The organism is Terasakiella sp. SH-1 (genome assembly GCF_004564135.1).
Classification (GTDB): domain Bacteria; phylum Pseudomonadota; class Alphaproteobacteria; order Rhodospirillales; family Terasakiellaceae; genus Terasakiella.
Genome location: NZ_CP038255.1, coordinates 2,398,280 through 2,411,280 on the forward strand (window position 1 = coordinate 2,398,280; position 13,001 = coordinate 2,411,280).

Annotated in this window: 10 protein-coding genes; all 10 read right to left on the reverse strand. The window is 47.1% G+C overall.

Annotation, left to right across the window (positions count from 1 at the left end):
* Positions 1–171: 171 nt before the first annotated feature.
* Positions 172–2,400, reverse strand: coding sequence for an SAM-dependent methyltransferase (locus E4K71_RS11100; RefSeq protein ID WP_135079546.1), 2,229 nt, complete (start codon positions 2,398–2,400; stop codon positions 172–174).
* A gap of 19 nt (positions 2,401–2,419) precedes the next feature.
* Positions 2,420–4,246 carry a hypothetical protein gene (locus E4K71_RS11105; protein WP_135079548.1) on the reverse strand — a complete coding sequence of 609 codons (1,827 nt, stop codon included), beginning with the start codon at positions 4,244–4,246 and terminating at the stop codon, positions 2,420–2,422.
* 49 nt (positions 4,247–4,295) lie between these two features.
* Positions 4,296–6,053 (reverse strand): hypothetical protein, encoded by a 1,758-nt coding sequence (locus tag E4K71_RS11110; protein WP_135079550.1) that lies wholly within the window; start codon positions 6,051–6,053, stop codon positions 4,296–4,298.
* A gap of 493 nt (positions 6,054–6,546) precedes the next feature.
* Positions 6,547–6,969: a CBS domain-containing protein gene (locus tag E4K71_RS11115; protein ID WP_135079552.1), complete on the reverse strand. Its 423-nt coding sequence runs from the start codon at positions 6,967–6,969 to the stop codon at positions 6,547–6,549.
* 90 nt (positions 6,970–7,059) lie between these two features.
* Positions 7,060–8,403, reverse strand: coding sequence for a polysaccharide biosynthesis C-terminal domain-containing protein (locus tag E4K71_RS11120; protein ID WP_135079554.1), 1,344 nt, complete (start codon positions 8,401–8,403; stop codon positions 7,060–7,062).
* A 107-nt stretch (positions 8,404–8,510) separates the two neighbouring features.
* Positions 8,511–9,728 carry an NADH:ubiquinone reductase (Na(+)-transporting) subunit F gene (nqrF, locus tag E4K71_RS11125; protein WP_135079556.1) on the reverse strand — a complete coding sequence of 406 codons (1,218 nt, stop codon included), beginning with the start codon at positions 9,726–9,728 and terminating at the stop codon, positions 8,511–8,513.
* A 27-nt stretch (positions 9,729–9,755) separates the two neighbouring features.
* Positions 9,756–10,364, reverse strand: coding sequence for an NADH:ubiquinone reductase (Na(+)-transporting) subunit E (gene nqrE, locus E4K71_RS11130; RefSeq protein WP_135079558.1), 609 nt, complete (start codon positions 10,362–10,364; stop codon positions 9,756–9,758).
* Positions 10,365–10,367: 3 nt separating this feature from the next.
* Positions 10,368–11,015 (reverse strand): NADH:ubiquinone reductase (Na(+)-transporting) subunit D, encoded by a 648-nt coding sequence (locus E4K71_RS11135; protein WP_135079560.1) that lies wholly within the window; start codon positions 11,013–11,015, stop codon positions 10,368–10,370.
* Positions 11,016–11,025: 10 nt separating this feature from the next.
* Positions 11,026–11,799, reverse strand: a complete 774-nt coding sequence (locus E4K71_RS11140) for a Na(+)-translocating NADH-quinone reductase subunit C (RefSeq protein ID WP_135079562.1) — start codon at positions 11,797–11,799, stop codon at positions 11,026–11,028.
* The gene (locus tag E4K71_RS11145) at positions 11,792–13,000 is read right to left on the reverse strand and encodes an NADH:ubiquinone reductase (Na(+)-transporting) subunit B (protein WP_135079564.1); all 1,209 of its coding nucleotides are present in this window, start codon (positions 12,998–13,000) and stop codon (positions 11,792–11,794) included. The genes E4K71_RS11140 and E4K71_RS11145 overlap by 8 nt, the downstream gene beginning before the upstream one ends.
* Between the last annotated feature and the right edge of the window lies 1 nt (position 13,001).

Below are 13,001 nucleotides of genomic sequence, written 5' to 3' on the forward strand. Positions count from 1 at the left end.
AACACTTCCCTTGAGAGTGTATATGCAAAAGGATAATCCCTTACATTGTAATCAATCACAATAAAGCGCCTGTTCATCCTTCCCCTCCCCTTTTAGTTATAGGTTTTACGCAAATACATGATCGCAAGCCTAAGAGCCTGTCTCAAAACAGCTCAAGACTTGCGACACATGCTACACAATGGAAGAAATCAGGTTCGCAACCGTCAAGTTGGTCAAGTCCGCTTTTTCCCATTTGTTCCACAGCATCAATCCACCTTTCGACAAATTATCTTGCGAAATTTTCATCAAGGAAGATTGCGCCCATTCAGGTAAAGCCGGTCCACCATACTCACCTGCGAGAAAAGACGTACGGGAACCATAACATTTCAGCTGCGTCTCTTCTTCTTCTTTGGCACGACATTGCCCATAAAGTTCAACCGAGCCAATGATCGGGTCCAAAATGAAAGAGATTTCTCCACTGTAAAAATCACGCGTACCGCCCGACCATTTCAAGACATTGCCCGTAATCTTAAACCAATCCACATCCTGACCATCAATCTGCATGTGTTCAGGACTGATGGAGGCTGCTGTCAATGTATTAGCAAAACGCCCATTGGAACGCAGAACATACTCCCCACTGATTTGGTCAAGCTGTGTTGAACCGATAAAATCAAGTAAGCGCGGCAGGACATCCTTGCGCTGCGGATTAACCTGACTGGCATAAAACGGCGGGATATCACCCTGTTCTTCATCTTCTGTCCAGATTTTACCGACCAAACGGCGTGTTCCATCACCTTGCAAATCAAGACGTAAGTAACCGTTGAAATCCACATCCCTTTGGGTGTTCCAAACGATTGAACCGTTTTTCAGTGAAAACTTTCTGATCGGCGTATCATTGATATAAAGAATGCTTTTCTGGCGGTGTTTGCGATTACCGATCAATGTGATGATAATCTGTTGATCTTCATCAACCATATAAAGCCCCGTCCAGGGATAAAGGCTGTTGCGATAAATGAAATCAACCGAACTGTGGAACTGTGACCAGTCTGGTTGATAATTCTTATCACTGACCCAACCATTAAAGGCTGCACGGGCTGTGGGGACGGGTTTGGATTTGATCAACTGAATAATATCAGCACAATCTTTTTTCGAATTGAGCAAATCATCAATCAAGCGTTCATTTTCACTTGACCGTTTAAAGGCCCCTTTGGCCGCAATTTGAATGGCACCGGAATCCCGACTGGTCAACAAGGCCCTTTCACGTTCTGACAAATTATCAAAACGACTATCTTCCAAGGCTTCAACAGGGGCATAACGGTATTCGTCCTGTAAATCCATATCAAAGCGCAGCTCAATCAAAAAATTACTGGCGGCTGTTTCTTCCTGCCATTTATAGGATTTAGGAATGGCAAATTTCTTAAACGCATCAAAGGCTTTCATCTCACGCGGGCCATATTCCCCGATCTCGCGCAATGGCGATTTCGGCGTAATCAGTTCCTGACCTTTTTTAACGACACCCAACTGTAAAGCCATATCCCTGTTGGTTGCCACCACATCACGCGGCGCAATATAAAAGGTCGAAATTCCTGTTATTTTTTCCTGCACTTCTGGGTTATGCAGCTCATGTAAGGGGTACACCTCAATCATCGGATCAATGGTTGGATAACGCGATCCGATATAATGGGTAATTTCATAATCCGGCCCATAAATATCAATCAGCCAATTCACAAAAATAGAAAAGCCATTATTCAAATAGCCTTGCCGGCGATAGCCCAGTTCCCCAATCAAGCCCACTTGCCACAAGATCACATGCAGGGTCGGATCAATATGGCGCTGGCGGATCAAACAATCCGTTGCCTCATGAGTTTGCATACCGGGGTGACACGGGTCGACCCCCAAATCCGCACATAAGGTGTCCAATGCGCAAACACCTGCCTTCATAATGGCGCGGTGTCCTTCACGTCGGGCCAGTAAAATGGCACGATGGGTGGATAAAACAAAAACACCGGGATGACCATAAAACACAACCACAACCTTGAGCCCTTGGCGAACCCAATAAAGCTGCGCCTCTGTCATTTGCATATAGGTTGTGTAGCGAATTTTATTTTCGCCATAAAGTACATACAAATCCAGTGCATCCGGCCTTGCCCGCTTTAACCAAACCACTGTTGCCGGGTCCGCCACACAATAGAGGACCTTATCTGCACTTCTAATCAGTTCCTCATCTCCCATGGAAAACCCAAGGGTTTCAATGCCGGATCCGATAATCGTCAGGCTCCCCTTGGGTTGAGCGGAGGTTTCCCCCCGCTCTGCCAAGGACTGAACATCGTCTTTTAAAGAGGCAATACCGTTTGCCAGTTCTTCCCATGCTTTTTGATGGTCTTCATAGCTTGGGTATTGCTCGTTTGTCGTTGTTGTCATTGTCACGAACCTTCACCTCTTACAGAATCTTGACAATGAATTTCTGAGCAACACCGGCCCCGACTTTCACAGGCAATTCTTTACCATTGTAGGTATAATTCGCCAATGTGGTGTAGGCTTTCGGCCAGTCTTTCTGATCACTATATTGGCACATGGCATCCACGGCCTTTTGTTCATCATCCTGACTCCAACGCCAATTGGACAAGGCATCGTCTTCTTGCTGGTTTTTCAGGGATAGAATGCCACTGACCACCATGTTCTGTTCATCCGGGGTTGCCCCTTCTGCCACATAGAACGAGAATGTCGTCCAGCGTTCTTCAATCGAATTGGCCGGATTTTCCATATAGTTCATCAACAGCCCGACAGGAGAGGCAGAAGACGGCTGTTCCCCTGCATAACTGACGGCGGCCTTCTTATACCAGACCTCCAGCAGTTTCTGGGCTGCGATCATACCGCCCATAACGGCTGCATTTTTCAAAACAAATTTAAAGATCGCGCCCTTATTCTTCCAAAGCGCACTGCCCAGTCGGCTGGCAAGTCCTTTAACCGCATTGGCATCCACATCAATATCCGTGTCTATATCCGTATCCACATCAGTGACGTTATCAACCACATTGTCGGTGTCCGTGTCGGTATCAATATCAATGTCGATATCCACATCCACAACGACCAGTGCATCAATATCCACATCAATATCAACGTCCACATCAACATCAACATCCACGTCAATATCGACGTCCACATCGACATCAACATCCACGTCCACATCGACATCAACATTGACCAGATCACCGTTTTCCGCACCCGCCTCATTAAAGACCTTGGACAGGGAGTCTGCCAGTTTATTAGCCCCTTGTTTGACCGCATTGATAATGGCCTTGCCCCCTGTCTGCAGGGCTTTAAACAAGGTCGGGACAACTTTTGCCAAATCAATGACCGTATTGACGATCATCACAAGGTTCAGGGCCGTAAAGGCCACATTAGACAGGTTATAAGCTGCCATCCACCAGGCGATTTTCGGTACTTCATAAGGCTGGGCAATTAAATCATCGCCATCTTTTTTACCTTGTAAAAACGGCTCATAAGTCCCGGCATCCCCATCATGCAACACCATATCCTGAATGATCAGTTGCAGGCTAATGCCTTTGCTTTCTGTTGCCCCCTTGCTGCATAAGGCGCGCTTGCTGTAAGTCAGGTCAACCGCGTCCCCGCCATCAGTCGGTGTATATGTCGCAGTTCCATCACTGCTCAGTTCAATTTTACCATTGAGTTCACGCGGCAGCACCAATGGGATGATGGGCTTGGGTGGTTCTGGAGCATAGACATAAAATGTCTTGCCCTCGCTCCCTGCCCAGGCCCGAATATCATTATCGGCCCAATAGGTCACGGCACTGAAAAGACCGTAGTCAAACTTCATCCCGTTTTCTTTAAACCATTTATTCAAATCGTCCTGTTGCTTGGTCAGGTCCGTCTGGGTCAAAACGATATCATTGAATTGCAGGCTTTGTGGGCTATAGGGACTTCCAAGATAATCCTGATAAAACTCAAATGCTGATTGTGCAATGCCCGGATCATCTTTGGTAATGGTGATATCCGTATCAGACAGTAACTGCGTCACGGTTTCTGCGACAGGCATCCCGGTTTTAGGATTAACGAAAGAAAGCTTTTCCAGCGGTTCACTCGGCGTATATGTGGATTTTTTATCCGCAGCAACCGATCCCACCTTAGAATAAGCCGGATACATTGTGCTGGGATCATCGGCCGTCGCCCCACTTGGGACTGTGAACGTATAGATATCAAGATCTATGTCGAGCTGGTTATCGACATTAACAACATGAGAAGACATGAAACATTCCTTTAGGAAAAGTAAAAATCAAAGGCGATAAGAAACCGTGTTACAGCTCCGGTTCAATCGGCTCATCTTTCGGGTCGAATTCTTCTTTGACCCTTTCCTGCTCTTCATTTGCCGTTTTGATTTCCTCACTCACCCGTTCCACATTTTCAGTATTTTCGGCGATATTAGCTTTTGTTGCCTCACTGATCTTCTCTCCCATACTCTCGGAAAATTCAGTCATTTTACCCGAGAAGTCCTTCATTTGCGTATCCAGGTCTTTCATCGTTTTATTCAAGTCTCTGGTTGTTGCACTATCGAGAGTATCTTGCATTTTGTTCAGCTCGTTGCCCATTTCTTCCAGCTGCCCTTTTTGCTCCATAGTCATCGCTTCTTCATACTGCGCCAGATCTTCCAGCGATTTCGCCATACTATCAAGGGACCCCTCGAATTTATCGGCATTGGCGATATCGGTCATTTCGCCTCTTTTCTCCACCAACTGCTGAAGCGCATCTTTTGGATTACGTGGGCCTGGGTTCTCACCATTACTGATCCGTTCGGCAATACGGTTGCTTTGAGCGTCCAATTTATCGCTCAATTCTTTTTGCATCTTGTCAAACAGCTCTTTGGTCGTTGGCTCTTTTTTGCCAAAGATTTTTTTACCGATCCCCCACAAGAGAGAGCCAAAGAAATGCAACATCATCAGGGCACCACCCCACATCATGATGCATTGGAAAATTTGCGCTGCCCCCTTAGGGTGGAAAACCAAATTCCAGAAATCAGAATTATCGGGATCATCTTTCTTCTGCGGCTGGTTAAAGCCTGTACAAATCAAGCCGTTCACTGTCCCCGTCAACAACGGAATAATATCCGTATCGTTCGGGTTTTGCGTCAGTGTAGACTTAACCTGAAACGTTCCCTTAATCGCCAATCCCGGGTTATCCGGATCATCCTTATATACAAACAGACTATCCGTATACAGTAACTCTTTCGCCTTGGACGTATCCACTGCCAATGTTGACGTATCAGACGGGTCTGTGGAAGGGGTAAACACACATTTATAACCGCCATTGGGCTGGGTTAAATCAATTGTTTCCGGCTTGGTTAGGCTAATTGTTCCCAAAAAGCTCGTCGACTTTCCATCACTGCTGTAAAGATAAAACGTGCTGCTGCCATAACCTGCCCAAGCAAAAGGGAAGTCTTGATAATAGCTTTGCATGGAGACAAAATCACCAAGCGTCACATCCTGATAGCTTTGCGTGCTTTTAAAGAATTTATTGACGTTATCGGTAATCGAATTCCCAATATTCTTGTTGGAATCTGCAGAACCGTCTGCCTGATTACCCGCCGCTGTCGTCGCACTCGACATCGCAGCCTGAAAGTCCGTCGAGAGTTTTGATGTCGGATAAGCGCTGATCGTTTGATAGAAATTCGCCGCCTGCTTCATGGCGTCGTAATTCTTTTTGGTAATCGTTTGGGGCATAAACTTATGCAAAAGCTGCATCACACCAATATTTGCTACAGGCATATACCAGTCACTTGTTTGCCCTAAAATATTATAAACTGTGGAATATTCCTGCTGATGGGTATCTGAATCCTCATAATACTGTTCCAGCAAATAGTTTTTATTTGAATCGTTGGATAAAACGCTTCCACCATCGGTATCTTTTAAAATGACCAGATCCTGATCATAGACAACAATACCATTGGGAACTTTTGACGGGTCCTCAACAGTCGGTGTCAGGATAGAAATATCCGTCCCACTGTTGTTTGTAATGTTGATAATTTTGCTTTGGTCGTCTGTAGTTGATGTTGTGGACATTTTACCCTCACAAGCCTTACATTTACACGTTAAGATTTACTTGTAAAAAATAAAACACCACAAACAACCTATGCACAAGTTGTTTTATTATAAAAAAACCACTTTCAATTGAAACAAAACACCCTAAAAGGCGTACTCATGCCCAATTTAAACCAAATACAGCGTAAAATATAATATTTATATCGCAAAAAGAGAAACACTTAAAGATGGTGCATCTAGCTGAAAAAATACACTTTAAGGAGCATTGCAGTGCAGCGACTCTATTCAAGAGAGAGTAAGGGAGGGAGGAAAGCCGCCGCTACAGCCCTTTTCTCTAAAACTGATCCGGGATCAGATCAAAGGCAAGGACGATAAAGGTGCCTATAGACACCGCAAGATAAATAGCACATCGGGCCCGCCATCCCTCAGGCTTTGCTTTAAAAGTCCTGAGAAACAGCCGACCCGATAAAATAAAGATAATGAGCCCCGCAATTGCAGGCAAATTCATCATGGCTTAGCCAGGTTGCTCATTATTGAAACGTTCGAAGAAGTTTTCCGTCGCCTTGAGACAACGCCGGCGTGTCACAATACCAACCAGACGACCATGATCGACAACGGGATAGAGACGGTATGTTTTCTCTTTAAACAAGGCAGCCGTATCCAACAGGGTGGCATCCACATCAACGGTGTCCATCTCTGTCGTCATATATTCTTCCACCTTGCCTGGTGGGCGCTCGTTATAAGATGCATCCAAAACGACTCTCACGCAGTCTGTTTCAGATAAGACACCGACCAACTTATCGCGCTTATCAAGAACAACTGCTGCCGGAACTTCTTTGTGAACCAGAACCTGGACGGCGTGATACATGTCATCTTCAGGACGAAGCGTGACAAAATCCGTGACCATAAAGTCTTTAACGCGAACTGTGTGTAACATTTTATCCTCCTCGTAACTCTATGAATATTATGCTGTTTATTTTAAAATGGAAATGATTTTATAAGGATTTTTAGATTGATTTCAATTTTATCAGTCTTCAACCTTATGTAAAAGCCCCAGCGGACGCAAGCCTAGACGATGCCAACACTGGGTTGTCAACCAAATGGACAAGCCACACAAAGTTGCCCCCATGGACCAACAGGCCCCGGCAAAACCATATTCAGGGATCAACAGGGCAAAGAGAATGACCTCAACAACCAAGGCCACAGCAATCGACCAGACGACAATCCGGCGATGCCCGGAAAACTGCAAAAACGGAACAGAAAAGCCTGCAATAAAATTCAGATAATAGGCCCCCATCAACACCAGCAAACCGGGATAGCCCACAGCATATTCCGGCCCGAAAGCCTCCAGAATATCTTCCCCCTTGATGATGAAAACAACCAGGGGCAACAAGCCCCCCCACATCACCAGATGCATGCTGGTTCCATATAAACGCTGTAATTCTTTGCGATCCCCACGGCGCAAAGCGGGGCTGATAAAGGGAATGACACTCAGGTTCACCGCCATGAAAATAATCAGCAGAAAACGGGCATGCTTGAGCAAGACAGCATAGATGGCAACATCTTCCTCGCCAGCCAGAAACTCACACATGTAAATGCCCATCTGTTCCATTGCCAAAAATAAAACAGCGGCCACCATCAAAGAAAGTGAAGTGCTTGCCCATTCACGCGTTTCATACTGTGCCTGTGCCCGTCCTATAGGACCCACGACATGGCGACCAACAACCACCATCTGGACCAGCAAGAGCAAAAGAAAACTCATCCCAAAAACCGCAACCAGATCCCAGTCCGTCACCCTGCCCTGCAAGCTTAGATAATAGCCCCCCGCCATAATCAGCAGGGGCAGAACCACCCCTGTTGGGGCCGTCGCCATCACAATATGACGAAACCCCCGAAGGGTTTTTGAACTCAGCAATGTCAAGGATACCAATGGTAAAATGGCAAAAGCCAATAAAGAAGGATGGCTTGTCCAATCTTCTGGCCCGAGAAAGGCCCCGCCCAAAGCCAGCCCGCTCCCCATCAAGCTGGTCACAAGCACCACACTGAAACTAAAGGTCAGAAGACCTTTTACACGGTTCCAGTCTGTATCTTCCAAATATTGCGGGAGAAATTGCATCAAGGTCTGATCGGTGCCCAACAAGGCAAACATGCCGCCAAAAACGGCAATGGAAACCGCAACCGAATAATCACCCAAATCAGCCGGGTTGAGCCATTGAGACAATGCAAGGTTGAGCAAGTAATCCAGAGCAAACCCTGTACAGGCAATAACGATTGCCAACCAGCTGCCTGAAAGAACAGCCCGGTCAAAACGTTCCAATCTGCGACGAAAGGGAGAGAACAAATCGTTTGCCTTACTTTCAACTCTTTTCACTTAAGGGTTTTCCAACCAAACCCTTAACAAAAAAGACTCTAAAAACAGTCTGACCACGATTACCCGAAGATAACCGTGGCCATGACCAATACATACTGTGGTTCTGATTAACCGAAGTCGTCGAGCAAAATATTTTCGCGTTCAACGCCAAGGTCAAGCAGCATCTGAATCACAGAGGAGTTCATGATGGGTGGGCCACAGAGATAGTATTCACAATCTTCTGGTGCCGGGTGATCTTTCAGATATTCGTCATACAGAACGTTGTGAATGAAGCCTGTGTAACCTTCCCAGTTATCTTCCGGTTGCGGTTCAGACAGGGCACAGTGCCACTGGAAGTTCTCATTCTCTTCTTGCAGACCGTCGAAATCTTCAACGAAGAACATTTCTTTCACGGAACGTGCACCGTACCAGAAGGAAATCTTACGTTTGGATTTCAGACGCTTGAGCTGGTCGAAGATGTGAGAGCGCATCGGCGCCATACCGGCACCACCACCAACGAAGACCATTTCGTTGTCAGTTTCACGTGCAAAGAACTCACCATACGGACCAGAAATTGTCACTTTGTCACCCGGCTTCAGGTTCCAGATGTAAGTGGACATGATCCCTGGAGGAATGCCTTCAGAACCCGGAGGAGGCGTAGCGATACGCACGTTGAGCATGATCTGCCCTTTTTCTTCCGGATAGTTCGCCATGGAATAAGCACGCAGGCAATCTTCTTCCTGTTTGTGGCTTGTTTCCCAAAGGTTGAAGTGATCCCAATCAGCGCGATACTCTTCTTCAACGTCAAAGTCTTTGAACGAAATATCATACGGAGGACATTCGATCTGAATGTAACCACCGGCGCGGAACGGTACGTCTTCACCTTCCGGCAATTTAAAGATCGGGCATTTAATGAAGGTCGCAACGTTTTCGTTAGAGACAACTTCACATTCCCATTTCTTCACACCGAAGACTTCTTCCGGCACGTCGATTTTCATGTCTTGCTTTACAGCAACCTGACAAGAAAGACGACAGCCTTCACGTGCTTCACGCTTGTTAATATGTGATTCCTCAGTCGGCAGAAGAGAGCCGCCACCTTCATGTACGTTAACCGTACACTGGCCGCAAGACCCACCGCCACCACAAGCTGATGGAATGAACAGGCCGTTATCGGCCAATGTGGTCAGAAGTTTCCCGCCCGGGGCCACTTCAATTGTTTTTTCGTCGTTGATCAGGATCGACACGTTACCAGACGGGACGAGCAACTTTCTGAAGAACAGAATGATGACGACCAACGCCAGAACGATGGCTGTGAATACAACGACACCTGCTGTAAATTCTTGCATGGTTATAACCTCGTTTCTTCTTCAGCCTTACAGCTTCACGCCTGAGAACGCCATGAAACCCATGGACATCAGACCCGCTGTAATGAATGTGATCCCAAGGCCACGAAGACCTTCCGGAACGTCGCTGTATTTCAGTTTCTCACGAACACCGGCCATGGCTGTAATTGCCAATGCCCAACCGATACCGGAACCGATACCGTATGTGACGGATTCACCAAAACCATAATCACGTTCTACCATGAAGAGCGCACCACCGAGGATCGCACAGTTCACTGTGATCAACGGCAGGAAGACACCCAACGCGTGGTAAAGTGGTGGGAAGAATTTATCCAGAACCATTTCCAAAATCTGTACCATCGCCGCAATAACACCGATGTAACAGATCAGACCGAGGAAACGCAGGTCCAGATCAGGCATGCCCAACCAGGCCAGTGCCCCTTCGTTCAGGAAAGTGGACAGGATGAGGTTGTTGGCCGGAACCGTAATGGATTGTACCACGACAACCGCGATACCCAGACCAAGTGCTGTTTCAATTTTCTTCGATACCGCAAGGAACGTACACATCCCCAAGAAGAAGGAAAGTGCAAGGTTCTCAATGAAAATCGATTTTACAAATAAGCTAAGATAGACTTCCATGATTTAGTGCCCCGCTGGGAAGGAGATTTTGAAATCAAGCGCTTCGACTTGCTTCGGCTTATAAGAGCGAACCGCCCAAATCAGCAGACCAATTACGAAAAACGCGCTTGGCGGCAGCAGCAGCAAACCGTTAGGCACATACCAGCCACCGTCATTGACAGTCGGCAGGATTGTAATACCCATCAGTTTACCGGAACCGAACAGCTCACGAATAACCGCAACAGAAATCAGTACGATGGAATAACCCAAACCATTACCAATACCGTCAAGGAAGCTTTTCCCCGGAGGGTTAGACATCGCATAAGCTTCTGCACGGCCCATAACGATACAGTTTGTAATAATCAAACCAACGAATACGGACAGTGTTTTGCTGATGTCATAGGCATAAGCTTTCAGGATCTGGTCAACCACGATAACCAGCGATGCAATGATAACCATCTGTGCGATGATTCGAATGCTGCTGGGGATCTGGTTGCGGATACAACTGATCAGGAAGTTTGAAGACGCAACAACCGATGTCAAGGCCACACACATGATCAAAGACACTGTCAGTGATGATGTTACCGCCAATGCAGAACAGATACCCAGTACCTGCAGCATAATCGGGTTGTTATCAATTAATGGGTCCGTCAGGACGTTATCTTTCGCCATCTCTTACCCCCTATTGTTTCATGTTACGCAAGAAAGGACCAAAGCCTTTCTCACCGACCCAGAACTGAACCAGGTTATGTACACCAACAGATGTCAGTGTCGCCCCCGCAATCGAGTCAATTTGGTGATCACCGGAAGCCACACCCTTCACAACGGAAATTTTCACGTCGCCAGAGGTATCATACAGCTTCTTGTCAGCCCACAGGCCACGCCATTTCGGGTTATCAACTTCACCACCCAGACCCGGTGTTTCTGCATGTTCGTAGAACTGCAAACCGGACACTGTGTTCAGGTCAGGTTTCAAAGCCACGAAACCGTACAGAGTTGACCACAGACCATAACCGTGAACCGGCAGGATCATCTTTTTCAGCTCGTCACCTTCTTTAACCAGATAGACGCTTGCCAGGTTGGCTTGACGCTTGATGCTTGCAATATCATCAGCACCGGAAAGAGCCTTGCTTTGTGCCGGGTCTTTGGATGCTTTGCGTTGGTCATAAGCCCCCGCATCTTTGGCATCGCTATATTGACCTGTTGCCAGATCAACCAGACGCGGCTCAATTTTGCTTTGGAAAGCCGTCTCAACGTCTGCACCTTCTTCGTAAAGGCCGGCAACTTGAAGAATGATTTTCTTCTTCGCCAGGCTTTTATTCAGTTCTTGCGTCGGCTTCAACATAACGGCTGCCGCAGATACGGCGATAGAAGCGATAAGGCTCAGCGTGACCGCAACGATAATTGTGCGCAACGGTGTTTCAGCAGGAGCTGCGTTTTGTTCGTTATCAGACATTGCGACTCAGCCTCCGTTTGATATTCGCTTTAACAACAAAGTGGTCGATCAGCGGTGCAAAGATGTTACCGAACAGGATCGCCAGCATCATACCTTCCGGGAAGGCCGGGTTCACAACGCGGATCAGAACAACCATCACACCGATCAATGCACCATAGACCCAGCGGCCTTTGTTGGTCATTGCACCGGAAACAGGTTCTGTCACCATGAAGATCAAACCAAAGGCATAGCCACCGATAACCAGATGCCAGTACCAAGGCATGGCAAACATCGGGTTGGTGTCGCTACCGATTGTATTGAACAGCAAGCTTGTGCCGATCATACCGAGCAAACAACCCGCAATCAGGCGGTAGTTGGCAATCTTTGCAAAGATCAGGAATGCGCCACCCATGAAGGCAGCCAAAGCAGATGTTTCACCCAGAGAACCCGGAATAAAGCCGAGGAATGCGTCCATCCAAGTGATGCCCGCTTCCGGCAGTGCTGCAAAGCCTTTTTCGTTGGCAATGCTCAGTGCTGTCGCACCGGAATACCCATCAACCGGAACCCAAACAGAATCACCAGACTGGCTGGCCGGATAAGCAAAGTACAGGAACGCACGACCAACAAGGGCCGGGTTCAAGAAGTTCTTACCTGTACCACCGAACACTTCCTTACCGATGACAACACCGAAAGAAATACCCAGGGCAACCTGCCAAAGTGGCGTGGTTGGCGGCAAGATCAATGTGTAAAGCATGGAAGTGACGAGGAAACCTTCGTTTACTTCGTGACCACGTACCATGGCAAACAGAACTTCCCAAAGCCCCCCAACAACCAGTGTCACCACATAGATCGGGAGAAAATAGAGGAAGCCGTGGAACATGTTGGCAATAAAGCTGTTCGGGTCGAACCCGATACCAAACATGTTAAGAATAAAGCCCTGAACCGTATCCGGGTTTGCTTGTCCCACAGTTTGCAACGCCATGTTGGTTTGCAGACCTGTGTTATACATCGCAAATAAAATACAGGGGATGGCAGCAACAACCACATAACTCATCAGACGCTTAAGGTCCAAGTGATCACGTGCGTGCGGCGCTTTGTATGTCACATCTTTCGGCGAATACAGGAATGTGTCAACCATCTCGTAAAGAGCATAGTATTTTTCATATTTCCCGCCGACATCGAAATGATGGTGCATGCTGTCGAAGAAATTACGGAGTCCCAAC